This window comes from Serratia sp. MF1(2023), assembly GCF_030954545.1.
GTDB lineage: Bacteria > Pseudomonadota > Gammaproteobacteria > Enterobacterales > Enterobacteriaceae > Serratia > Serratia sarumanii.
This window is the reverse complement of record NZ_JAVHUX010000040.1, coordinates 1-23603: the sequence shown is the minus strand read 5'-3', so window position 1 is coordinate 23603 and position 23603 is coordinate 1. Positions and strand designations below refer to the sequence as shown.

At 56.9% G+C, this 23603-nt stretch carries 20 protein-coding genes, 1 pseudogene and 1 riboswitch; of the genes and pseudogenes, 8 read left to right on the top strand and 13 right to left on the bottom strand.

Features of this window, described 5'->3' with window-relative positions:
• Positions 1 to 38: 38 nt before the first annotated feature.
• A complete protein-coding gene (gene nudC, locus REA38_RS19500; RefSeq protein ID WP_308886476.1) occupies positions 39 to 806 on the bottom strand; it encodes an NAD(+) diphosphatase in 768 nt (255 codons plus the stop codon).
• 101 nt (positions 807 to 907) lie between these two features.
• Here nudC and REA38_RS19495 point away from each other — a divergent pair, with 101 nt between their 5' ends.
• The 8 genes from REA38_RS19495 (at position 908) to REA38_RS19460 (ending at position 8634) form a co-directional block, all read left to right on the top strand.
• Positions 908 to 1399 (top strand): Rsd/AlgQ family anti-sigma factor, encoded by a 492-nt coding sequence (locus REA38_RS19495; protein ID WP_033636734.1) that lies wholly within the window; start codon positions 908 to 910, stop codon positions 1397 to 1399.
• A gap of 39 nt (positions 1400 to 1438) precedes the next feature.
• A riboswitch (TPP riboswitch) is annotated at positions 1439 to 1563 on the top strand.
• A gap of 114 nt (positions 1564 to 1677) precedes the next feature.
• On the top strand, positions 1678 to 3621 hold the full coding sequence (thiC, locus tag REA38_RS19490) for a phosphomethylpyrimidine synthase ThiC (protein WP_033649986.1): 1944 nt from the start codon (positions 1678 to 1680) through the stop codon (positions 3619 to 3621).
• Positions 3614 to 4264: a thiamine phosphate synthase gene (gene thiE, locus REA38_RS19485; protein ID WP_033655322.1), complete on the top strand. Its 651-nt coding sequence runs from the start codon at positions 3614 to 3616 to the stop codon at positions 4262 to 4264. The genes thiC and thiE overlap by 8 nt, the downstream gene beginning before the upstream one ends.
• Positions 4257 to 5006, top strand: a complete 750-nt coding sequence (locus REA38_RS19480) for a HesA/MoeB/ThiF family protein (RefSeq protein ID WP_308886475.1) — start codon at positions 4257 to 4259, stop codon at positions 5004 to 5006. The genes thiE and REA38_RS19480 overlap by 8 nt, the downstream gene beginning before the upstream one ends.
• On the top strand, positions 5003 to 5203 hold the full coding sequence (gene thiS / locus REA38_RS19475; protein WP_016929423.1) for a sulfur carrier protein ThiS: 201 nt from the start codon (positions 5003 to 5005) through the stop codon (positions 5201 to 5203). Before REA38_RS19480 ends, thiS begins: the two co-directional genes overlap by 4 nt.
• 1 nt (position 5204) lies before the next feature.
• The gene (locus REA38_RS19470) at positions 5205 to 5984 is read left to right on the top strand and encodes a thiazole synthase (RefSeq protein WP_308886474.1); all 780 of its coding nucleotides are present in this window, start codon (positions 5205 to 5207) and stop codon (positions 5982 to 5984) included.
• Positions 5984 to 7117, top strand: coding sequence for a 2-iminoacetate synthase ThiH (gene thiH, locus REA38_RS19465; protein WP_039569784.1), 1134 nt, complete (start codon positions 5984 to 5986; stop codon positions 7115 to 7117). The genes REA38_RS19470 and thiH overlap by 1 nt, the downstream gene beginning before the upstream one ends.
• A gap of 737 nt (positions 7118 to 7854) precedes the next feature.
• Entirely contained in the window at positions 7855 to 8634 is a 780-nt protein-coding gene (locus REA38_RS19460; RefSeq protein WP_033636724.1) for a helix-turn-helix domain-containing protein, read from the top strand.
• Here REA38_RS19460 and REA38_RS19455 read toward each other — a convergent pair.
• The 12 genes and pseudogenes from REA38_RS19455 to tuf form a co-directional block, all read right to left on the bottom strand.
• Positions 8620 to 9894 (bottom strand): sensor histidine kinase KdpD, encoded by a 1275-nt coding sequence (locus REA38_RS19455; protein ID WP_033636723.1) that lies wholly within the window; start codon positions 9892 to 9894, stop codon positions 8620 to 8622. The two genes, REA38_RS19460 and REA38_RS19455, sit on opposite strands and share 15 nt — an antisense overlap.
• A 1-nt stretch (position 9895) precedes the next feature.
• Positions 9896 to 10360: an oxidoreductase gene (locus REA38_RS19450; RefSeq protein ID WP_033655328.1), complete on the bottom strand. Its 465-nt coding sequence runs from the start codon at positions 10358 to 10360 to the stop codon at positions 9896 to 9898.
• Positions 10360 to 10806 carry a GNAT family N-acetyltransferase gene (locus REA38_RS19445; protein ID WP_033655330.1) on the bottom strand — a complete coding sequence of 149 codons (447 nt, stop codon included), beginning with the start codon at positions 10804 to 10806 and terminating at the stop codon, positions 10360 to 10362. Before REA38_RS19445 ends, REA38_RS19450 begins: the two co-directional genes overlap by 1 nt.
• 167 nt (positions 10807 to 10973) lie before the next feature.
• Positions 10974 to 15197, bottom strand: coding sequence for a DNA-directed RNA polymerase subunit beta' (gene rpoC, locus REA38_RS19440; RefSeq protein WP_021505232.1), 4224 nt, complete (start codon positions 15195 to 15197; stop codon positions 10974 to 10976).
• Positions 15198 to 15315: 118 nt separating this feature from the next.
• Positions 15316 to 19344: a DNA-directed RNA polymerase subunit beta gene (gene rpoB, locus REA38_RS19435; protein WP_033636721.1), complete on the bottom strand. Its 4029-nt coding sequence runs from the start codon at positions 19342 to 19344 to the stop codon at positions 15316 to 15318.
• A gap of 332 nt (positions 19345 to 19676) precedes the next feature.
• Positions 19677 to 20042 carry a 50S ribosomal protein L7/L12 gene (gene rplL / locus REA38_RS19430; protein WP_004929903.1) on the bottom strand — a complete coding sequence of 122 codons (366 nt, stop codon included), beginning with the start codon at positions 20040 to 20042 and terminating at the stop codon, positions 19677 to 19679.
• A 63-nt stretch (positions 20043 to 20105) separates the two neighbouring features.
• On the bottom strand, positions 20106 to 20603 hold the full coding sequence (rplJ, locus tag REA38_RS19425; protein ID WP_004929905.1) for a 50S ribosomal protein L10: 498 nt from the start codon (positions 20601 to 20603) through the stop codon (positions 20106 to 20108).
• A 338-nt stretch (positions 20604 to 20941) separates the two neighbouring features.
• A complete protein-coding gene (gene rplA / locus REA38_RS19420; RefSeq protein WP_033636720.1) occupies positions 20942 to 21646 on the bottom strand; it encodes a 50S ribosomal protein L1 in 705 nt (234 codons plus the stop codon).
• 3 nt (positions 21647 to 21649) lie between these two features.
• On the bottom strand, positions 21650 to 22078 hold the full coding sequence (gene rplK, locus REA38_RS19415) for a 50S ribosomal protein L11 (RefSeq protein ID WP_015376316.1): 429 nt from the start codon (positions 22076 to 22078) through the stop codon (positions 21650 to 21652).
• Positions 22079 to 22243: 165 nt separating this feature from the next.
• Positions 22244 to 22789 carry a transcription termination/antitermination protein NusG gene (gene nusG, locus REA38_RS19410; protein ID WP_004929914.1) on the bottom strand — a complete coding sequence of 182 codons (546 nt, stop codon included), beginning with the start codon at positions 22787 to 22789 and terminating at the stop codon, positions 22244 to 22246.
• A gap of 1 nt (position 22790) precedes the next feature.
• A complete protein-coding gene (gene secE / locus REA38_RS19405) occupies positions 22791 to 23174 on the bottom strand; it encodes a preprotein translocase subunit SecE (RefSeq protein ID WP_004929916.1) in 384 nt (127 codons plus the stop codon).
• Between the two features lie 260 nt (positions 23175 to 23434).
• Positions 23435 to 23603, bottom strand: a pseudogene (tuf, locus tag REA38_RS19400) (elongation factor Tu); the annotation flags it as partial.

Here is a 23603-nt window from a genome sequence, read left to right as displayed (position 1 = left end):
TTATGGGGCTCCCTTAATAATCTGCCGGCCATTGTACATTATTCTGCCCGGCACAGCGCCACGGTGTCCTCAATCAACCGGCGCGCCACGGTGCCGGGCGGCGGCAACAGCGGCAGTTGGTCGTAGCGATACCAGCCGGCGTTGAGCAGCTCCTTGGGATCGTGACGAATTTCCCCCTGATGGTAATCGGCCATAAAGGCCATCATCAGCGAGTGCGGGAACGGCCAGGGTTGTGAAGTGACGTAGCGCAGGTTCTTGATTTCGATATTGCTCTCTTCCATCACTTCGCGCGCTACCGCCTGCTCCAGCGTTTCGCCCACTTCGACGAAGCCGGCCAGCACCGTGTGGATACCGCCGCGATGGCGCACGTGTTGCGCCAGCAGGATCTGATCCTCGCGCCGAATGGCGACGATCACGCAGGGTGCAATCTGCGGATAGTAGCGCTCTTTGCAGTGGCCACACAGGCAGGCGCTCTCGCTGCGGCTGAGGTGCATCTCATGGCCGCAGTAGCCGCAATAGCGATGTGAACGGTAGAAATCCGCCAGCTGCACGCCGCGTCCGGCAAGCTGAAACAGACCGCGATCCTGATCCAACAGCTGACGCACCGAGCCCATCTCCCGCGGCATCGCCTGGCGCACCAGCCAAACCGGCGCCCCCGCCCACTCACCGATGGTGCGCGCCATACGGCCCTGCAGCCCGAGGGTGGCGGCCGTCCCCGACGGCAATTCACCGTTCGGTAACCAAAGTTTGCTTTCATGGCTGACGATCCACCAGCCGTTTTCATTGCCCGTTAATGCAAGTTCCATATCGTTGTTGCACAACCTCAGCTTCACTGGCACTCTACGAATCGGCTTTGTTACATTTTAATAACTTACCGGTTACTTTTATTACTTACACGGAGTCAAACATGCTCAACCGTTTGGAAAGGCTGACTCAGCGCGTTGGCGGTAGTAATGAATTAGTTGATCAATGGCTTCAGGCCCGCAAGCAGTTGCTGGTCGCCTACTGCACGCTGGTAGGCCTCAAACCGAATAAAGAAAAGCATACGCCGCTGAATGAAAAAGCGCTGGAGAACTTTTGCCACAACCTGGTGGATTACCTCTCCGCAGGGCATTTTCATATCTATGACAGAATTATCAAACAAGTGGAAGGCGCAGCCAGTCCGAAAATGTCGCTGGCGGTGAACATCTACCCCAAGCTGTGGGCCAATACCGAACAGATCATGGCGTTCCACGATCGCTATACCGAAGTGGATATCGATCAGGAGGTTTGTCTGGAATTCCACCAGGCCTTGTCGGATATCGGCGAAACGCTGGCGGCGCGCTTTGCGCTGGAAGATAAGCTGATCCTGCTGGAGGCGGAAGCCGCGCAGCAACCGCAGCCGGATCCGGCGCGTTAAAATTTTATAGTTTTTTTTCTTATCCCTCCTATACTGGGGGGCATCTTGTCGGAGTGCCTAGCGCCTGATTTGTTCATCGAATCAGCCAGGCTGAGACCGTTAATTCGGGATCCGCGGAACCTGATCGGGTTAATACCCGCGAAGGGAACAAGAGTAATCTATCGCCACAGGCACGGCCTTCCCCTTGCGGGCGCCCTGCCTTATCGGCCACCATCATTACTCCCTCCGAGCTCCAGACAAGCAACTTTCCCAACCCAACACACTGGTAGGAACTTGCTATGTCTAACGTTAATCCACCGCGCGCCCGTAAAGCGCAACGCGAAGCCGCCCAGCAGTTTATCGACACCCTGCAAGGCATGGCTTTCCCGAACTCACGCCGTATCTATCTGCAAGGCTCGCGCAGCGATATCCAGGTGCCGATGCGCGAAATTCAGCTCAGCCCGACCCTGCTCGGCGGCAGCAAAGACAACCCCCAGTATGAACCCAACGAGGCGATCCCGGTGTATGACACCGCCGGCCCCTACGGCGATCCGCAGGCCAAGCTCGACGTGCACGCCGGTCTCGCCAAACTGCGCGCCGGCTGGATCGACGCGCGCGGCGATACCGCCACCCTCAGCGGCGCCAGCTCCGGCTTCACCCAACAGCGGCTGGCGGACGAGGGGCTGGATCATCTGCGCTTCGAACATCTGCCGCTGCCGCGCAAGGCGCTGCCGGGCAGGCGCGTGACCCAACTGCACTATGCCCGCGCCGGTATCGTCACCCCGGAGATGGAGTTCATCGCCATCCGTGAAAACATGGGGCGCGAGCGCATTCGCGGCGAGGTGCTGCGCCACCAGCACCCGGGTCAAAGCTGGGGCGCCAATCTGCCGGACAACATCACGCCGGAGTTCGTGCGCCAGGAAGTGGCCGCCGGCCGCGCCATCATTCCCGCCAACATCAATCACCCGGAGGCGGAGCCGATGATCATCGGCCGCAATTTCCTGGTGAAGGTGAACGCCAATATCGGCAACTCGGCGGTCACGTCGTCGATCGAAGAAGAGGTGGAGAAGCTGGTGTGGTCCACCCGCTGGGGCGCGGACACCGTGATGGATCTCTCTACCGGCCGCTATATTCACGAAACCCGCGAGTGGATCCTGCGCAACAGCCCGGTGCCCATCGGCACCGTGCCGATCTACCAGGCGCTGGAGAAGGTCAACGGCGTGGCGGAAAACCTCACCTGGGAGATGTTCCGCGATACGCTGCTGGAACAGGCGGAGCAAGGGGTCGACTACTTCACCATCCACGCCGGCGTGCTGCTGCGCTACGTGCCGATGACCGCCAAACGCCTGACCGGCATCGTGTCGCGCGGCGGCTCGATCATGGCCAAATGGTGTCTGTCGCACCATCAGGAAAACTTCCTCTATCAGCATTTCCGTGAAATCTGTGAGATCTGCGCCGCCTACGACGTTTCGCTGTCGCTCGGCGACGGCCTGCGCCCCGGCTCGATTCAGGACGCCAACGACGAAGCCCAGTTCGCCGAGCTGCATACGCTGGGCGAGCTGACCAAAATCGCCTGGGAATACGACGTGCAGGTGATGATCGAAGGCCCGGGCCACGTGCCGATGCAGATGATCCGCCGCAACATGACCGAAGAGCTGGAACACTGCCACGAAGCGCCGTTCTACACCCTCGGCCCGCTGACCACCGATATCGCCCCGGGCTATGACCATTTCACCTCCGGCATCGGCGCGGCAATGATCGGCTGGTTCGGCTGCGCCATGTTGTGTTACGTCACGCCGAAAGAACACCTCGGCCTGCCGAACAAAGAGGACGTCAAGCAGGGCCTGATCACCTACAAGATCGCCGCTCACGCCGCCGATCTGGCCAAAGGCCATCCGGGTGCGCAGATCCGCGATAACGCCATGTCCAAGGCGCGTTTCGAATTCCGCTGGGAAGATCAGTTCAATCTGGCGCTCGATCCGGCCACCGCCCGCGCCTATCACGACGAAACCCTGCCGCAGGAGTCCGGCAAGGTCGCCCACTTCTGCTCGATGTGCGGGCCGAAATTCTGCTCGATGAAAATTTCGCAGGAGGTGCGCGACTACGCCGCCGCCCAGGAGGCCGCCAAGCCGATCGAAGTGCAGCTGACCGGCATGGAGAAAATGTCCGCCGAGTTCCGCGCCCGCGGCAGCGAGCTGTATCACAGCGCCGGCACCCTGCAAGAGGAGACAAGCAATGACTGATATCACGACCCCCTTCCCGGCTACGCCCCACAAACTGGGGCTTTACCCGGTCGTCGACAGCGTGGAATGGATCGCTCGCCTGCTGGAGGCCGGCGTCACCACCATCCAGCTGCGCATCAAGGACCTGCCTGACGAGCAGGTCGAAGCGGATATCGCCGCCGCCATCGCGCTAGGCCAGCGTTATCAGGCGCGGCTGTTCATCAACGACTACTGGCGGCTGGCGATCAAGCACGGCGCTTACGGCGTGCATCTGGGCCAGGAGGATCTCGATACTACCGATCTGGCGGCCATTCACCGCGCCGGGCTGCGGCTGGGCGTGTCCACCCATGACGACGCCGAGTTGGCACGCGCGCTGGCGGTGAAACCTTCCTACATCGCGCTGGGGCACATCTTCCCCACCCAAACCAAAGACATGCCTTCGGCGCCGCAGGGGCTGGCGGAGTTGAAACGCCACATCGCCGGCCTGGCGGATTACCCGACGGTGGCGATCGGCGGGATCAGCATCGATCGCGTACCGGCAGTGCTGGCGTGCGGCGTCGGCAGCGTGGCGGTGGTCAGCGCCATCACCCAGGCGCCGGACTGGCGCGCGGCGACGGCCGAGCTATTGCGGCTGATCGAAGGCGAGGATCCGAACGATGCTTAACGATCAGGAATTCCTGCGCTACAGCCGCCAGCTGCTGCTGGAGGACGTCGGCCCGGAAGGCCAGGAGAGGCTCAAGCGCGCCACGGTGCTGATCGTCGGTTTGGGCGGGCTCGGTTCCCCGGCTTCGCTGTATCTGGCCGCCGCCGGCGTCGGCACGCTGCTGCTGGCCGACGACGACCAGCTGCATGTCACCAACCTGCAGCGGCAAATCCTCTACCGCAGCGCCGATACCGCCACCTGCAAGGCGGCGCTGGCGCAACGCCACCTGCAGGCGCTGAACCCGTTGGTGGAATCCATCCCGCTGGCGCAGCGGCTGCAGGGGCAAGCGCTGCGCGACGCAGTCGCCCGCGCCGATCTGGTGCTGGACTGCTGCGACAATATGGCGACCCGTCATGAGGTCAATGCCGCCTGCATCGCCGCCGCCAAGCCGCTGATCAGCGGCAGCGCGGTCGGCTTCAGCGGCCAGCTGCTGGTGCTCGAGCCGCCCTATGCGCACGGCTGCTACGCCTGCCTGTACCCGGAGCAGGAAGAGCCGCAGCGCAACTGCCGCACCGCCGGGGTGCTCGGCCCGGTGGTGGGCGTGATCGGCACTCTGCAAGCGCTGGAAGCCATCAAGATGCTGGCCGGTATGCCTTCCTCCCTCAACGGCAAGCTGCGGCTGTTCGACGGCAAGCAGCAGAGCTGGAGCACGCTGCAACTGAGCCAGGCCCGCGCCTGCCCGGTATGCGGAGGCGCAGCATGAAGATCCGTCTGAACGACCAACCGCTGGAGCTGGCGCAGCCGCTCAGCGTCGCCGCCCTGCTGACCCAGCTGGAACGCCACCAGCCGGGCACTGCGCTGGCGATCAACCAAACCATCATCCCGCGCGCCGACTGGGCCGACCATCAGGTGCAGGACGGTGACGACATTTTGCTGTTTCAAGCGATCGCCGGAGGCTGACATGCTGAAAATCGCCGATACCACTTTTACCTCGCGCCTGTTCACCGGCACCGGCAAGTTCGCCACTCCGGCGTTGATGCTGGAGGCGCTGGCAGCCTCCGGCTCACAGCTGGTGACCATGGCCATGAAGCGCGTCGATCTGCGCGGCGGCAACGACGCCATTTTGGCGCCGCTGCAGCAGCTGGGCGTAAGGCTATTGCCCAACACCTCCGGCGCCAAAACCGCCGCCGAAGCGGTGTTCGCCGCCCGGCTGGCGCGCGAAGCGCTCGGCACCCACTGGGTGAAGCTGGAGATCCATCCCGATGTGAAATACCTGCTGCCGGATCCGATAGAAACGTTGAAGGCGGCGGAAACGCTGGTGAAAGACGGTTTTGTGGTGCTGCCCTACTGCGGCGCCGATCCGGTGCTGTGCAAACGGCTGGAAGAGGTGGGTTGCTCGGCGGTGATGCCGCTCGGCGCCCCTATCGGCTCCAACCGCGGTCTGCGCACCCGTGACTTCCTCGAGATCATCATCGAGCAGGCCAAGGTGCCGGTGGTGGTCGACGCCGGCATCGGCGCGCCGAGCCACGCGCTGGAAGCGATGGAGCTGGGCGCCGACGCGGTGCTGGTGAATACCGCCATCGCCGTGGCGCGCGACCCGGTGCAAATGGCACGGGCGTTTCGCCTGGCGCTGGAGGCCGGCGAGCTGGCGCGCAGCGCCGGATTGGGTGCCAGCCAGCGCGGTGCGGCCGCCTCCAGCCCGCTGACCGCCTTCCTCAGCCAACCAGAGGAGACTCAGTGATGGCCGACGATTTCAGTAGCCGCTGGCAACAGCTGGATTGGGACGACATTACGCTGCGCATCAACGGCAAAACCGCACGCGACGTGGAACGCGCGTTGACCGCCGACAAGCTGACGCGCGACGACTTTATGGCGCTGATCTCCCCCGCCGCCGCGCCGTATCTGGAACCGCTGGCGCAGCGCGCGCAGCAGCTGACCCGTCAGCGCTTCGGCAACGTCGTCAGCTTCTATGTGCCGCTGTACCTTTCTAACCTGTGCGCCAACGACTGCACCTACTGCGGCTTTTCGATGAGCAACCGCATCAAGCGCAAAACGCTGGACGCGGCGGAGATCGCACGCGAGTGCGAAGCCATCAAGGCGCTGGGGTTCGAGCACCTGTTGCTGGTCACCGGCGAACATCAGAGTAAGGTTGGCATGGACTATTTCCGTCAGCACATTCCGGCGATCCGCCGCCACTTCAGCTCGCTGATGATGGAAGTGCAGCCGCTGGCGCAGGACGAGTACGCCGAACTGAAAGCGCTGGGCCTGGACGGCGTGCTGGTGTATCAGGAAACCTACCATCCGGCCACCTATCTGCAGCACCATCTGCGCGGGCAGAAGCAGGATTTTCATTGGCGCCTGGCCACGCCGGATCGCCTGGGGCGCGCCGGGATCGACAAGATCGGCCTCGGTGCGCTGATCGGCCTGTCCAACAGCTGGCGCACCGACTGCTACCTGCTGGCGGAACATCTGTTCTACCTGCAGCAAACCTACTGGCAGAGCCGCTACTCGATCTCGTTCCCGCGTCTGCGCCCCTGCGCCGGCGGCATTGAGCCGGCGTCGATCATGAGCGAGCCTCAGTTGGTGCAGCTGATCTGCGCCTTCCGGCTGTTCGCACCGGACGTTGAGCTGTCGCTGTCTACGCGTGAATCGCCGTACTTCCGCGATCACATGATCCCGGTGGCGATCAACAGCGTCAGCGCCGGATCCAAGACGCAGCCCGGCGGCTATGCCGACGACGTGCCGCCGGAGTTGGAACAGTTCGAGCCGCACGACGGCCGCACGCCACAGCAGGTCGCCGAGGCCATCAGCAACGCCGGGCTGCAGCCGGTGTGGAAAGACTGGGACGGTTATCTGGGACGCAGCACGCAATAAGCGGCAACGTTTACCGCCGCATGAAGAAAACGCGGGAGCGGCCGCGCAATGCCGAACGCCGGCGCTGGCGCCGGTAACCTCCCCGGCTATAGTGACCTTGCCGACCGCCAAACCCGGCGTCGGCCGGGGCCGTCACCATCTCGATGGCCCCGCCTTATCCCATCCCGGATCGCGCCGGAGCTTCTCTTGCGCGACGCCGGGCCCTCGTCCGCGGCAACGCGCATATGGCGTATCGCGGCCGGTAAGGGCGTACGGGCAGATTGCCTTGTCGGCTAATGGGCAGTCAGAAAGATGGCATAACGATGTGCGGCACTCACTCAGGAGTGATACTCATAGAGCGCTGTGGCGGCAGAAAAGTGGGAACGAGGATAAGAAGGTACAGCGACGAAGAGAGATTCGAGTGGTCATCCCCGGTGCTGCCATTGGCCCTGGTGTTGGCCGCGGATCTTTTTGCCGCCTGCTCCCTGCTTACGGACAAGAGCAGGCGGTTTATTTTGTGAGACTGGCACCCCCCCAGGACGCGAATCACACAGTATGTGCGCTAATTAACCATACAAACGATTAAATGTGAATGTCTTTTGAGTGTTTTTTTATTTAGCATCGAGTGTATTTTGAGTTTGACAAGCAAAATCAAACTGATATCGCTGCAACCCCCAGTCATCATCTATAATCCAGCACGGGTCCTCGCGCAGGTTTTTCAGCGCTCGCGGTCAACATCAAAAAAAGCCAAGGTTGTCATGAAGAAAACGCCAAATTACATCGATGCAATCAGCGCGTTGCTCACTCTGAAAGGAGTTGGCGACAGAAAGCATGCCTCCACGATGGCCAACATACTGAACCTTCAGTACAACAGCGCCAAACAGAAGCTGGATGGCAAAAGAGGCATCACCCTCGATGAAGTCAAAAAGGTATTTCAGTACTTCAACGAGCCGTTTGCCGGCCAAAGGACGCATAACGCCGTCTTTATCATGAACAGCATTCACAAGCGCTGCAATATTGAGGTTGACGAGCGCCCGGTCACGCAAGCGGACAACGACGAAACCTACGCCTGCAAAAAAGACGATCTTTTCATCATCAACACCAATCGGGAACATGCCGCCGAGGCTCCGCTGTACAAAGTCAACAAGATAGACTTTCTGCCGGCCCCGCGTATCGCTATCCTGGACAATGATGGGGATATTCTCGAACTGTTGAAGAAGATCGCCAGCCGATACGGCATCGAGACTGAGACCTTTCAGACGGCGGACGCCATGCTGGCCGCGCTGGAACAGCAGTCCTTTGAGGCGTTTATTCTGGACTGGCTGTTGGATTTCGGCGAGACCTCCGAACGCGTTGTGAAGAAAATTAAAGACGCCCTCGATCCGCACGCCCGCATCATCATTCTGACCGGCCAGCTGAATCACTACGAGAAAAACATCGGCGATATGATCCTGCACTATGACGTACATCTGGTGGAAAAACCGACCAAGCCGCTGATTATCTCCTCGCTGCTGCTGTCGAACCTATTCTTTAATTAGTTTGACCGGGATGCGGATCAAAAACGATGAGCCCACTCCTTCGACGGATTTGGCTTTAATGGTACCTTTCATCGTCGTGACGTAATTTTTGATAATGGTCAGCCCCAGCCCCAACCCCTGCCGCGTTTCCCTTTCCACCCCCTGATTGAACGCCTTATACAACCGATCCAGATTTTTAACGTTAAACCCGATGCCGGTGTCTTTTACTCGCAAATACAGATTGCCGTGACATACCTTCACGTTAAGGGTTATCGCGCCGCGGTGGGTAAATTTGTCCGCGTTGCTGAGCAGGTTGGCCAATATTCGGTAGAGCTTGTATTTATCAGAACCAATCAGGCCGGCATAAGACGAACGGTGAATCACGAGGCGATTGCCGCGCCCGGCGCCGATGCCGGTTACGGCATCGTCCACCACCTCATTCAGCCGGAAGGTGGAAATATTGATTTTGACTTCCCCCATCTCAAGCCGCGAATAATCCATCACCTCGCGCGTTTGTTCGGCGATCTTATTGCCGTGATAGGAGATCAGGCGGGCTTCTTTTTTCAACTCTTCCTGCGCCAGCTCGTGCTCCATGATATCCGCGGCAATGACGATAGCCTGAGTCGAGCCGGCGATCTCGTGGTAGATGGAAGAGATAAAGATGTTCTTGTTCTTGATGATCTCTTTTAACGAGAAGGCATTTCTCAGCACCAGGAACATCATCAGAAACACCAAAATCAACGAAAAGAGGGCGAACATCTCGGCTTTACTCGAATTCTCCTGGATGATGCCTTTCACTTCGGTAAAGTTTTTAATCTGTATCCGATAAATAATTTCCTGGATATCGACCAGCGTGCCCTCGATATCATCCATATAAGAGAGAATGTCCGCCTTGTTTTTCTGCCCCACCAGCAAGCCGGCGGAGAGATCGTCCAACGTGCGGTACTGCTGCTTCAGCAGCGCAACATTCTTGATGAACTCGTCGTCGTAATAAAAAGAGTCGCTGAAGGTCGAACGGCTCTCCAGGATCTGAATCTTCGAGTAGAAGATTTTCTTTTTGATCTGGAAGGCGTCGTAGTCGTTGTTTTCACTGAGCAGCAGCGCGGTTTTGGTTCTTTCAAACGCCAGAAAGAGGATCTCGGCCACCGAGTAGTTGTCCAGATTGGGCTCGATCTGCTTATAGCGTTCTTTTACGCCGCCGAAGTTAATGGCAATCAACAAAATCAATAAGGAGAAGATGGCAACCAACGCGATAAGAGTACCGATCAGTTTTTTGCTCATCTTATTTCAGCTCCAACCGTTTAACTTGCCAGACGGTTTTCGCGTTCACATCCAGGTTATTCAGCTCGGCGTAGCTATCGCGCGGATAAATAATGGCGAACGGCCCCAGTTCCCCAACGTCGATCGGCTTGCCGCCGCGCTGATAGGCGACGATCACGCGGTATTTAGTCATCTCGTCAATCGGCATCGAATAGGAGTAATCATCCCAGGCGAAAGCGCGCACCGACTGGCCTTTCAGATGATAGGCTTTCACCAGCTCCGCAAGCTCAACGCCGGTGAACGTATCTTCCGGGGTGAAATTGGTCGAGGTTTTAATCGTGTGCGACGGCATCGCCTCCAGCATCTGCCGGGTTATCTTGATCTTCTCGCCGTCGAGCGGCTTCAGGTAAAAATAGTCAACGGCCGCATACAGCGGCGCGCTGAACAGCGAAAGCAGCAGTAACGTCATCAATCCGTTGATTTTCATCAGTCACCCTCTTTGCGTTTCACCAGTTCGACCTGGCCGAATTCATCCTGCCCGACCACGGCCCAGCCGTGATGTTGATAAAAGCCTTCGGCTTTGGAGCCGGGATCGGTGGTTAAGTGGATCGCTTCGGCACCGTGTTCAAACATCCAGTGAGTGATCCGTGCCAGCAAGGCGGAGCCGATCCCCTTCGACTGGTATTCCGGCTTCACGAACAGGCCGCCGATCAGCGGTTCAGGGATGAATAGCCCGAAGCCAACGCCGGCATAGTCGTCGCCATGCTTGCAGATCCAGCCGCCGCCCTGGTTGATGTCCTCCAGCGCCTGTTTGCGCTGCAGATACTGGATCTGATGCGGATGCAGCAGGTTTTCCTCAACGGAAAAGCGGATCTCATACAGGTAAGGCAGGTGTTGCGCCGTCAATTTTTCGAAGGTAATGAGGCTGTCCATGTTCGCACTGTCCTTGGTTGTCAGGTAAAAAGCGCCGGTCAATTTCTGCTGTAACCATAGTAGCAAAGTTTGCTCTGCCCCGGCATGAGGCGAAAAAAAACCGCCCCCGAGGGAGCGGTTTATCTGGCAATGGGCCCGGCATGCCGGGCCCGCGGCGCGGATGACGATTACTCGTCGTCGCTGCCGCCCAGGCCTGCGTTGAGCAGCTCGGCCAGGTTAGCCGTCGCTTCTTCCGCGCTGACTTGCGGAACAACCGGCGCTTCACCCTGAGCGCGACGACGCATGCGATCCTGATGATAAGCGTAACCGGTACCGGCTGGGATCAGACGGCCCACGATGACGTTCTCTTTCAGGCCACGCAGTTCATCACGCTTGCCGGCTACGGCAGCTTCGGTCAGAACGCGCGTCGTTTCCTGGAACGATGCGGCGGAGATGAAGGACTCGGTCGCCAAGGAAGCCTTGGTGATACCCAGCAGATCGCGCGAGAAGGTTGCCGGGATCTTACCTTCAGCTTCCAGCTGACGGTTGGCAATCTTGACGCGAGACACTTCAGCCTGCTCGCCTTCCAGGAACTCGGAGCCACCAGCGCTAACGATAGTGCCTTTACGCAGCATCTGACGAACGATAACTTCGATGTGCTTATCGTTAATCTTAACGCCTTGCAGACGGTAAACTTCCTGCACTTCGTTGGTGATGTAGCGGGTAACCGCATGCACGCCACGCAGACGCAGAATGTCGTGCGGAGACTCTGGGCCGTCGGATACGACGTCGCCACGTTCCACCACTTCGCCTTCGAACACGTTAAGCTGACGCCATTTCGGAATCATCTCTTCGTAAGCGTCGCTGCCGTCCAGCGGAGAGATCACCAGGCGACGTTTGCCTTTGGTCTCTTTACCGAACGAGATAATCCCGCTGATTTCAGCCAGGATTGCCGGCTCTTTCGGACGACGTGCTTCGAACAGGTCGGCAACGCGCGGCAGACCACCGGTAATATCCTTGGTACCGCCGGATTCCTGAGGAATACGCGCCAGGGTATCACCCGCACCGATCTGAATGCCGTCTTCCAGCTGAACGATCGCTTTGCCCGGCAGGAAGTATTGAGCAGGCATATCAGTACCTGGGATCAATACATCTTCGCCCTGAGCGTCAACGATTTTCAGTGCCGGACGCAGGTCTTTACCGCTACCGGTACGCTCTGCGCTGTCCAGAACTACCAGAGAAGACAAACCGGTCAGTTCGTCGGTCTGGCGAGTAATGGTCTGGCCGTCGACCATGTCCGCGAAGCGAATGAAGCCGCTGACTTCACTGATGACCGGCATGGTGTGCGGATCCCAGTTAGCAACGGTTTCGCCGCCGTTAACTTCTTCACCGTCGCCTTTGCCCATCACGGCACCGTAAGGCACCTTGTAGCTTTCTTTGGTACGGCCGAATTCGTCGATCAGTTTCAGTTCGGTGTTACGCGAGGTGATCACCAGCTTGCCCGCAGCGTTCATAACGAACTTCGCGTTGCTCAGCTTGATGCTACCCTTGTTTTTCACCTGGATGCTGGATTCAGCAGCCGCACGAGATGCCGCACCACCGATGTGGAACGTACGCATCGTCAGCTGTGTACCCGGCTCACCGATGGACTGTGCCGCGATAACGCCGATGGCTTCACCTTTGTTGATGATGTGGCCACGTGCCAGGTCGCGACCATAGCAGTTTGCGCACACACCAAAGTCGGTTTCACAGCTCACCACGGAACGGACTTTAACGCTGTCGACAGAGTTCTCTTCCAACAGGTCACACGCCTTCTCGTTCAGCAGGGTGTTGCGTGGCACCAGAATGTCCGCCGTACCCGGCTTGAGGACGTCTTCTGCCGTCACACGGCCCAGAACGCGTTCACGCAGCGGCTCTTTCACGTCGCCACCTTCGATAACCGGAGTCATCAGGATGCCGTCGTGGGTGCCACAGTCGTCTTCGGTCACAACCAGATCCTGCGCCACGTCAACCAGACGACGGGTCAGATAACCGGAGTTCGCGGTTTTCAGTGCGGTATCCGCCAGACCTTTACGAGCACCGTGGGTGGAGATGAAGTACTGGAGTACGTTCAGACCTTCACGGAAGTTCGCGGTGATTGGCGTTTCGATGATGGAGCCGTCCGGCTTCGCCATCAGACCACGCATACCGGCCAGCTGACGAATCTGAGCGGCGGAACCACGCGCACCGGAGTCGGCCATCATAAAGATGCTGTTGAAGGAAACTTGCTGTTCCACTTCGCCGTCACGGTTAACCACGTCTTCTACCGACAGGTTTTCCATCATCGCTTTCGCAACGCGTTCGTTCGCTGCAGCCCAGATATCGATCACTTTGTTGTAGCGTTCGCCGGCGGTAACCAGACCAGACTGGAACTGCTCCTGGATCTCGGCAACTTCGGTTTCCGCTTCTTCGATGATCTCCGCTTTCTTGGCCGGGATAACCATGTCGTCGATACCTACGGAAGCGCCGGAACGGGCTGCGTAAGCAAAACCGGTGTACATGATCTGGTCAGCAAAGATAACGGTCGGCTTCAGGCCCAGGATGCGGTAACAGGTGTTCAGCATCTTGGAGATCGCTTTCTTGCCCAAAGGCTGGTTAACGATCGCGTACGGCAGACCTTTCGGTACGATCATCCACAGGATGGCGCGGCCGATGGTGGTGTCGATGATGCTGGTCTGAGAAGTCCATTCGCCTTCGGCGTTTTTGACGTCTTCGGTGATACGCACTTTAACGCGCGCATGCAGAGACGCTAGGCCGGCGCGGTAAACACGCTCAGCTTCTTTGGAACCGTTCAGCACCATGCCTTCGCCCTTGGCGTTAACACAGTCGCGGGTCATGTAGTACAGACCCAGTACAACGTCCTGAGAAGGAACGATGATTGGCTCGCCGTTCGCAGGGGACAGGATGTTGTTGGTGGACATCATCAGCGCACGCGCTTCCAGCTGGGCTTCCAGCGTCAGCGGTACGTGAACGGCCATCTGGTCACCATCGAAGTCGGCGTTATAGGCCGCACAAACCAGCGGGTGCAGCTGGATCGCTTTACCTTCGATCAGAACCGGTTCAAACGCCTGGATACCCAAACGGTGCAGGGTTGGTGCACGGTTCAGCAGTACCGGGTGTTCGCGGATCACTTCGTCCAGGATATCCCAAACGACGGCTTCTTCACGCTCAACCATTTTCTTGGCAGCTTTGATGGTGGTGGCCAGGCCACGCAGCTCCAACTTGCCGTAGATGAACGGTTTGAACAGCTCCAGCGCCATCTTTTTAGGCAGACCGCACTGATGCAGACGCAGGTATGGACCTACGGTGATTACGGAACGGCCGGAGTAGTCAACGCGTTTACCGAGCAGGTTCTGACGGAAACGACCCTGCTTACCTTTGATCATGTCGGCCAAAGATTTCAGAGGACGCTTGTTGGAACCGGTGATGGCACGACCGCGACGGCCGTTATCCAGCAGGGCGTCTACCGCTTCTTGCAGCATACGCTTTTCGTTGCGCACGATGATGTCCGGCGCAGCCAGATCCAGCAGGCGTTTCAGACGGTTGTTACGGTTGATCACGCGGCGATACAGATCGTTCAGATCCGAGGTCGCGAAACGACCGCCATCCAGCGGAACCAGAGGACGCAGATCCGGCGGCAGTACCGGCAGCACGGTCAGGATCATCCACTCCGGTTTGTTACCGGACTGCACGAACGCTTCCAGCAGCTTGATACGCTTGGTCAGCTTCTTGCGCTTGGTTTCGGAGTTGGTTTCGTTCAGCTCTTCACGCAGCTGCTCGCACTCGGCTTCCAGATCCATGTTTTTCAACAGGGCCTGAATAGCTTCCGCACCCATCTTGGCGTCGAATTCGTCACCGAACTCTTCCAGCGCGTCCAGATACTGCTCTTCGGTCAGGATCTGACGACGCTCGAGGTTGGTCATACCGCCTTCGACCACCACATAGGATTCGAAGTACAGTACGCGTTCGATGTCACGCAGCGGCATATCCAGCAGCAAACCGATGCGGGATGGCAGCGATTTCAGGAACCAGATGTGCGCGGTCGGCGAAGCCAGCTCGATGTGGCCCATGCGCTCACGACGCACTTTGGTCTGGGTCACTTCAACGCCGCACTTCTCACAGATCACGCCGCGGTGTTTCAAGCGCTTGTACTTACCGCACAGGCACTCGTAATCTTTTACCGGCCCGAAGATACGGGCGCAGAAAAGGCCGTCACGCTCTGGTTTGAACGTACGGTAGTTAATGGTTTCCGGCTTCTTAACTTCACCGAACGACCACGAACGGATCATGTCTGGCGAGGCCAGAGCAATCTTGATCGCATCAAACTCTTCGGTCTTAGTTTGCGCTTTCAGAAACTTCAATAAGTCTTTCACGGATTGGCTCCTGTCGGAGTTAAACCTGTTGGGTACCCACAACCGCAGTAGGTACCCGTGTGACCTGAACAACCACCCTCAGGCTCCCTTAGGCGGGGAGCCTGAGCCGGTATGACGATTACTCGTCTTCCAGTTCGATGTTGATGCCGAGCGAGCGGATTTCTTTCAACAGTACGTTGAAGGATTCCGGCATGCCTGGCTCCATCCGGTGGTCGCCATCCACGATGTTTTTGTACATCTTGGTACGGCCGTTAACGTCATCCGACTTAACGGTGAGCATTTCCTGCAGGGTATAAGCCGCGCCATATGCTTCCAGTGCCCATACTTCCATCTCACCGAAGCGTTGACCACCGAACTGCGCTTTACCACCCAGAGGTTGCTGAGTCACCAAGCTGTAAGAACCGGTTGAACGGGCGTGCATTTTATCGTCAACCAAGTGGTTCAGTTTCAGCATGTACATATAGCCGACAGTAACCTGGCGCTCGAATTGCTCACCGGTACGGCCATCGAACAGCGTGATCTGACCGGAGGTCGGGATACCGCCCATTTCCAGCAGTTGCTTGATTTCAGTCTCTTTCGCACCGTCAAACACCGGCGTTGCGATCGGCATACCTTTTTTCAGGTTCTCTGCCAGACGCAGCACTTCGTCGTCGCTGAAGGTGTTCAGGTCAACTTTCTGGCAAACGTCGTCGCCCAGATCGTAGGCCTTCTGGATGAACTCACGCAGCTTGGCCACTTCCTGCTGCTGCTTCAGCATCTGGTTGATCTTCTCACCGATGCCTTTCGCAGCCATACCCAGGTGGGTTTCCAGGATCTGACCGATGTTCATACGTGATGGTACGCCCAGCGGGTTCAGTACGATGTCTACCGGCGTGCCGTTTTCATCGTAAGGCATATCTTCGATCGGGTTGATCTTGGAGATAACACCCTTGTTACCGTGGCGGCCCGCCATCTTGTCACCCGGTTGGATCTGACGTTTAACGGCCAGATAAACCTTGACGATTTTCAGCACGCCCGGCGCCAGATCGTCGCCCTGAGTGATCTTACGACGCTTGGCTTCCAGCTTCTTCTCGAAGTCAGATTTCAGTTCGTCGTACTGCTCAGCCAGCTGCTCCAGCTGGTTTTGCTTCTCTTCGTCGGTCAGGCCCAGTTCCAGCCAGCGATCGCGCGGCAGCTTGCTCAGCTTGTCGGCTTCGATGCCACCGGCAACCAGCACCGCGTGGATACGCGCAAACAGGCCGGCTTCCAGGATCTGCAGTTCTTCAGTCAGGTCTTTCTTCGCCTGCTTCAGCTGCATCTCTTCGATTTCCAACGCGCGCTTGTCTTTTTCCACGCCATCGCGGGTGAAGACCTGCACGTCGATAACCGTACCGGAAACGCCGTTCGGTACACGCAGAGAAGAGTCTTTAACGTCAGACGCTTTCTCACCGAAGATCGCACGCAGCAGTTTCTCTTCCGGCGTCAGCTGGGTTTCGCCTTTAGGCGTTACCTTACCGACCAGAATGTCACCGCCGGTCACTTCAGCACCGATATACACGATACCGGATTCATCCAGCTTGGAGAGCGCAGCTTCACCCACGTTAGGGATGTCGGCAGTGATCTCTTCAGGCCCCAGCTTGGTGTCGCGAGACACGCACGCCAGTTCCTGGATGTGGATGGTGGTGAAGCGATCTTCCTGCACCACGCGCTCGGAGACCAAGATGGAGTCTTCGAAGTTGTAGCCGTTCCAAGGCATGAACGCTACGCGCATGTTCTGGCCCAGTGCCAGTTCGCCCAGGTCTGTCGATGGGCCATCCGCCAGCACGTCGCCGCGCTCGATTGGCTCACCCAGATTCACACACGGCATCTGGTTGATGCAGGTGTTCTGGTTAGAACGGGTGTACTTGGTCAGGTTGTAAATATCGATACCTGCTTCGCCCGGGTACATCTCGTCTTCGTTAACTTTGATAACGATACGGGAAGCATCCACGTACTGGATCACACCGCCGCGTTTGGCAACGGCGGTTACGCCGGAGTCAACCGCTACGGCGCGTTCCATACCGGTACCAACCAGCGGCTTGTCAGCGCGCAGGGTAGGTACGGCTTGACGTTGCATGTTCGCACCCATCAATGCACGGTTGGCGTCATCGTGTTCCAGGAATGGAATCAGTGAAGCACCAACGGAAACAACCTGCTGGGTGGATACGTCCATGTAGTCAACCTGGTCGCGGCTGAACAGGCTTGATTCGCCTTTGCTGCGGCAGGTGACCAGGTCTTCTACGAAGCGGCCTTCTTCATCCAGGTTGGAGTTCGCCTGGGCGATAACGAAGTTGCCTTCTTCAATAGCAGACAGGTAGTTGATTTCATCGGTCACCACGCCGTCACGCACGCGGCGGTACGGGGTTTCCAGGAAGCCATACTCGTTAGTCTGTGCGTACACGGACAGGGAGTTGATCAGACCGATGTTTGGACCTTCCGGCGTTTCGATTGGGCACACGCGGCCGTAGTGGGTCGGGTGTACATCTCGAACTTCAAAGCCGGCGCGCTCACGGGTCAGACCGCCCGGGCCCAGTGCGGAGATACGACGCTTGTGCGTGATCTCGGACAGCGGGTTGTTCTGGTCCATGAACTGGGACAGCTGGCTGGAGCCGAAGAACTCTTTCACCGCCGCCGAAATCGGCTTGGCGTTGATCATGTCCTGAGGCATCAGGGTATCCAGATCGCCCAGAGACAGACGCTCTTTCACCGCACGCTCAACACGCACCAGACCTACGCGGAACTGGTTCTCGGCCATCTCGCCGACGGAACGGATACGACGGTTGCCCAAGTGGTCGATATCGTCCACTTCGCCCTTGCCGTTACGGATATCGATGAGCTTCTTCATCACTTCGATGATGTCGTCTTTGCTCAGGATGCCCGAACCTTCGATCTCGTCGCGCAGCAGAGAACGGTTGAACTTCATACGGCCAACCGCGGACAGATCGTAGCGGTCTTCGGAGAAGAACAGGTTCTCGAACAGGCTTTCGGCAGCTTCGCGCGTTGGCGGCTCACCAGGGCGCATCATGCGGTAGATTTCTACCAACGAGCTCAGACGATCGGTGGTCGGATCGACGCGCAGCGTTTCAGAGATATACGCGCCGTGATCCAGATCGTTGGTGAACAGCGTTTCGATGCGCTTGTGGCCGGACTGGCTCAGCTTGGCCAGCAGATCCAGCGACAGCTCCATGTTGGCTGCGCAGATCAGTTCGCCGGTATTGGTATCGATATAGTCTTTCGCGACCACTTTGCCCGCGATGTACTCTACCGGTACTTCAATGCTCTGAATGTCGTCTTTTTCCAGCTGACGGATATGACGAGCGGTGATGCGACGGCCTTTCTCTACGTAGATCTTGCCGTTGGCTTCGATGTCGAACGAAGCGGTCTCACCACGCAGGCGCTCTGGCACCAGCTCCATCTGCAGCTTGTTGTCACGGATTTCGAAGACGATCTTGTCAAAGAACAGGTCGAGGATCTGTTCAGTGGTGTAGTTCAGCGCGCGCAGAATGATGGTCGCAGGCAGTTTGCGGCGACGGTCAATACGCACGAACAGGTTGTCCTTCGGATCGAACTCGAAGTCCAACCATGAACCGCGGTAAGGGATGATGCGTGCGTTGTACAGCACTTTACCCGAGGAGTGGGTTTTACCCTTATCGCTGTCGAAGAATACGCCAGGACTACGGTGCAACTGAGATACGATAACCCTCTCAGTACCGTTGATCACAAAGGTGCCGTTTTCGGTCATGAGCGGAATTTCGCCCATGTAGACTTCTTGTTCCTTGATGTCTTTGACCGTACCTTCAGGCGCTTCGCGCTCATAGATAACCAGGCGCAGTTTTACGCGCAGCGGTGCAGAGAACGTCACACCACGGATCTGGCACTCTTTGACGTCGAAGACCGGCTCACCAAGACGGTAGCTAACGTATTGCAGCTCCGAATTGCCACTGTAGCTCTGGATAGGGAAAACAGAACGGAATGCGGCTTCAAGGCCGTACTGCCCTTCTGGATCTTGCTCGATAAACTTCTGGAACGAGTCAAGCTGGATAGAAAGGAGATATGGTATGTCCAGCACTTGTGGACGTTTACCAAAATCCTTACGAATACGTTTTTTCTCGGTATAGGAGTAAACCATAGGGTTCCTCAGCTCGCTGATCAGTGACCCAATCTGTCCGTCCGATTAGGGACAGTTCATGCAACACCGTTTTGTCGACCGGAAAGCGGGAACACTTTCCGCAATGTCTCTTGCTATCACGCTTAAACCATTTCATCGCGTCTTCCCCCAGAACTCCTGGTAGTGCAAAGACCGCGGTATATTAAGTCGTCAATAGAAACAAACATTGGGAGGCGAAACCAGCAGCCAAACAGTGTGAAACGCTACTGGCGCCCTACAGCGCAAAAAGGCTGGTGACTAAAAAGTCACCAGCCATCAGCCTAAAAGACTAGGCTGCAACCGGAAAGGTTGGCTTATTTAACTTCAACTTCAGCGCCAGCTTCTTCCAGAGATTTTTTCAGAGCTTCTGCGTCATCTTTGCTCACGCCTTCTTTCAGAGCGGCTGGAGCAGATTCAACCAGGTCTTTAGCTTCTTTCAGACCCAGGCCGGTAGCGCCACGTACTGCTTTGATAACAGCAACTTTGTTAGCGCCAGCAGCTTTCAGGATAACGTCGAATTCAGTTTTCTCTTCAGCAGCTTCAGCCGGGCCAGCAGCTACAGCTACAGCAGCAGCAGCAGAAACGCCGAATTTTTCTTCCATAGCGGAAACCAGTTCAACAACGTCCATTACGGACATAGCGGCAACTGCTTCCAGGATTTGGTCTTTAGTGATAGACATAACAATTGTTCCTAAAATTCAGAAATAGTTTAAATACGTTAGCAAAGGCTAAGAAAGAATGGCTTACGCCGCTTCTTTCTGATCGCGTACTGCAGCCAGAGTGCGAACCAGTTTGCCGGCAGCGGCTTCTTTCATGGTTGCCATCAGGCGTGCGATCGCTTCTTCGTAAGTTGGCAGCGTCGCCAGGCGGTCGATTTGCGCCGCTGGGATCAGCTCACCTTCAAAGGCCGCAGCTTTAACCTCGAATTTTGCATTCGCTTTCGCGAACTCTTTGAACAGACGAGCAGCAGCGCCCGGGTGTTCGTGAGAGAATGCAATCAAGGTTGGACCGACAAACGTGTCTTTCAGGCATTCGAATGGAGTGCCTTCAACTACGCGACGCATCAGGGTGTTGCGAACAACACGCATGTAAACGCCAGCTTCACGACCTGCTTTACGCAGTTCAGTCATTTTATCTACGGTAACGCCGCGGGAATCCGCAACAACCGCAGACAGCGCGCCTTTGGCTACTTCGCTGACTTCAGCAACAATCGCTTGTTTGTCTTGAAGATTTAATGCCATTAGCTTTTTGCTCCTGGATTAGCCGGGGAAAATCCCCCGGAACTCACTTCACTCGGCGCTTTGTAAAACGCCACGCCGAGCGGCTTAACACGGTGAGCAGAATCCAGCAAAGACATTCTTTTATAAAAAAGAAAAATTTTCTTAGGCTCTGTCACCGTCTACGCAGGAAGGATTAAGTATCTTGCGATACACCTGCGGTCTTGGACGGAGGCCTGGATAGGCCAGGCTCCAACCGAAAAATCTTTGTTTTGCCTACGGCATAGCCAATAGCAAAACCTTGGGGCATAAGATTCTAGACAAATCTTGGCCCCAAGTCAAAGCGATAATCGCAAATGCGATTAGTTCGCTGCAGCAGACAGACCGCTCTGATCGATAGCAACGCCAGCACCCATGGTGGTGGAGAGGCTAACTTTCTTGATGTACATGCCTTTCGCCTGAGAAGGTTTTGCTTTTTTCAGCGCAACCAGCAGGGCTTCCAGGTTTTCTTTCAGTTTGTCTGCGTCGAAATCAACCTTACCGATAGTGGTATGGATGATGCCGTTTTTGTCGTTACGGTAGCGAACCTGACCTGCTTTAGCGTTTTTCACTGCTTCAGCAACGTTCGGAGTAACGGTACCCACTTTCGGGTTTGGCATCAGGCCGCGTGGACCCAGGATCTGGCCCAGTTGACCTACAACGCGCATTGCATCCGGGGAAGCAATAACAACGTCGAAGTTCATTTCGCCTTTCTTGATCTGGTCAGCCAGATCGTCCATACCTACCAGCTCTGCGCCAGCAGCTTTTGCTGCTTCAGCGTTAGCGCCTTGGGCAAATACGGCAACGCGAACGGAACGACCGGTGCCGTGTGGCAGAACGGTAGCGCCACGAACGTTTTGGTCAGATTTACGAGCGTCGATGCCGAGGTTAACGGCAACGTCAACGCTTTCTACGAATTTAGCGGTGGCCAGCTCTTTCAGCAGAGCAACAGCTTCAGCGATGTCATACTGTTTAGTAGCATCAACTTTGTCACGGATCACGCGCATGCGCTTGGTCAGCTTAGCCATCTCTTAATCCTCCACTACCAGGCCCATGGAACGAGCGGTACCTTCGATGGAGCGAGTCATCGCTTCAACGTCAGAACCAGTCATGTCCGCAGCTTTGGTTTCTGCGATTTCACGTACCTGAGCACGAGTCACTTTACCTACTTTGTCTTTGTTCGGCTTACCGGAACCAGACTTGATACCAGCCGCTTTTTTCAGCAGAACTGCTGCTGGCGGGGTTTTGGTAACGAAAGTGAAGGAGCGATCAGAATAAACGGTGATAACAACCGGAATCGGCAGACCTTTTTCAACGCTGTCAGTCTTAGCGTTGAATGCCTTACAGAATTCCATGATGTTAACGCCCTGCTGACCCAGAGCTGGACCCACTGGTGGGCTCGGGTTCGCCATACCAGCTGCAACTTGCAGCTTGACGTAGGCTTGTACTTTCTTAGCCATTTAAATTTCCTCGGTTTGGGTAGTATCGCCTCGCAAGAGGCTCCCCGTGTTTCACCCCGCCCAACATGCATCAGGCAAGGCATCTAAAAACAAAAGGCGCGAAATTGTAGTTCAATTTCGCGCCTTTGACAAGCGGCAACGGGCCACTCGTTGCTGATTATTCGATCAGCCTTTCTCAACCTGGCTGAAGTCCAGTTCCACCGGCGTTGCACGGCCAAAGATGGAAACGGAAACTTTCAGGCGGCTCTTCTCGTAATCGACTTCCTCGACCACGCCGTTGAAATCGGCAAACGGGCCGTCGTTGACGCGCACCAGCTCGCCCGGTTCGAACAGCGTTTTCGGACGCGGCTTGTCACCAACCTGCTGCAGGCGGTTCATGATCGCATCAACTTCTTTATCGCTGATCGGCGCAGGACGGTCAGACGTACCGCCGATGAACCCCATGACGCGCGGTACGCTGCGCACCAGGTGCCAGCTGGCATCATTCATCACCATCTGCACCAGCACGTAGCCAGGGAAGAATTTACGCTCGCTCTTGCGACGTTGGCCGCCACGGATTTCAACCACTTCTTCCGTAGGCACCATCACTTCGCCGAACAACTCTTCCATATCGTGCAGTTTGATGTGTTCACGCAGCGATTGTGCTACGCGACCTTCAAAACCGGAAAACGCCTGAACGACGTACCAACGTTTTTTTGGAGCTTCAGACATTTTAGAACCTCAGGCCAGTAATAAACGACACCAGACGGACCAGAATACCATCCAGCCCCCACAGAATCAGTGACATCACGGCGGTTACCGCGGCAACGATCAACGTGGTGTGTAGCGTTTCCTGACGAGTTGGCCAAATCACTTTACGTACTTCGGTACGCGCTTCGCGGGCAAACGCAACGGTGGCTTTGCCTTTGGTGGTCATCAGAGCCACTGCACCTGCAACGGCGATGATCAGCACAACTGCCAGCGCGCGCAATGGCAGGCTTAAATCACGGTAGTAATAGTTACCGACAATAGCCACAACCAACAGAACGGCGACGATCAGCCACTTTGCCGCTTCCAGGCCGCGTCCGCTCCCTTGAGCCTCGGTATTCGCACTCATAAACCAACCTGTCACAATGATGATTCAGAACAAACAACTTTGCCTCGCATTGCGAGGCAAACCAAACCGATCGGATACCGCTTCAGCGCTATCCCGGTGTTTTACGCCATGACGTATTTCTGTCAATACGGTTTAAGAGCCCATCTCACCAATGATTATGACTGCAAAATCGCTGATGAGATAGGTTCTAGTTCACAGCGTAGAAAAAGGGCATCAAATGATGCCCTTTTACCGCGTGTCGCGTCAAACTTTATCAGCGATTAAGCGATAACTTTAGCAACAACACCTGCGCCAACGGTACGGCCGCCTTCACGGATTGCGAAACGCAGACCGTCGTCCATCGCGATTGGGTGAATCAGGGTTACAACCATGTTCACGTTGTCGCCTGGCATTACCATCTCTACGCCTTCTGGCAGTTCGATGGTACCG

Coding starts and splice junctions, on each gene's coding strand:
- thiS (WP_016929423.1), top strand. CDS start 5,003: ATGAAGATCCGTCTGAACGACCAACCGCTGGAGCTGGCGCAGCCGCTC.
- REA38_RS19460 (WP_033636724.1), top strand. CDS start 7,855: ATGAAGAAAACGCCAAATTACATCGATGCAATCAGCGCGTTGCTCACT.
- secE (WP_004929916.1), bottom strand. CDS start 23,174: ATGAGTGCGAATACCGAGGCTCAAGGGAGCGGACGCGGCCTGGAAGCG.
- REA38_RS19480 (WP_308886475.1), top strand. CDS start 4,257: ATGCTTAACGATCAGGAATTCCTGCGCTACAGCCGCCAGCTGCTGCTG.
- rpoB (WP_033636721.1), bottom strand. CDS start 19,344: ATGGTTTACTCCTATACCGAGAAAAAACGTATTCGTAAGGATTTTGGT.
- thiC (WP_033649986.1), top strand. CDS start 1,678: ATGTCTAACGTTAATCCACCGCGCGCCCGTAAAGCGCAACGCGAAGCC.
- nusG (WP_004929914.1), bottom strand. CDS start 22,789: ATGTCTGAAGCTCCAAAAAAACGTTGGTACGTCGTTCAGGCGTTTTCC.
- thiE (WP_033655322.1), top strand. CDS start 3,614: ATGACTGATATCACGACCCCCTTCCCGGCTACGCCCCACAAACTGGGG.
- REA38_RS19450 (WP_033655328.1), bottom strand. CDS start 10,360: ATGAAAATCAACGGATTGATGACGTTACTGCTGCTTTCGCTGTTCAGC.
- REA38_RS19455 (WP_033636723.1), bottom strand. CDS start 9,894: ATGAGCAAAAAACTGATCGGTACTCTTATCGCGTTGGTTGCCATCTTC.
- rplJ (WP_004929905.1), bottom strand. CDS start 20,603: ATGGCATTAAATCTTCAAGACAAACAAGCGATTGTTGCTGAAGTCAGC.
- REA38_RS19445 (WP_033655330.1), bottom strand. CDS start 10,806: ATGGACAGCCTCATTACCTTCGAAAAATTGACGGCGCAACACCTGCCT.
- rplL (WP_004929903.1), bottom strand. CDS start 20,042: ATGTCTATCACTAAAGACCAAATCCTGGAAGCAGTTGCCGCTATGTCC.
- rplA (WP_033636720.1), bottom strand. CDS start 21,646: ATGGCTAAGCTGACCAAGCGCATGCGCGTGATCCGTGACAAAGTTGAT.
- rplK (WP_015376316.1), bottom strand. CDS start 22,078: ATGGCTAAGAAAGTACAAGCCTACGTCAAGCTGCAAGTTGCAGCTGGT.
- REA38_RS19495 (WP_033636734.1), top strand. CDS start 908: ATGCTCAACCGTTTGGAAAGGCTGACTCAGCGCGTTGGCGGTAGTAAT.
- nudC (WP_308886476.1), bottom strand. CDS start 806: ATGGAACTTGCATTAACGGGCAATGAAAACGGCTGGTGGATCGTCAGC.
- REA38_RS19470 (WP_308886474.1), top strand. CDS start 5,205: ATGCTGAAAATCGCCGATACCACTTTTACCTCGCGCCTGTTCACCGGC.
- thiH (WP_039569784.1), top strand. CDS start 5,984: ATGGCCGACGATTTCAGTAGCCGCTGGCAACAGCTGGATTGGGACGAC.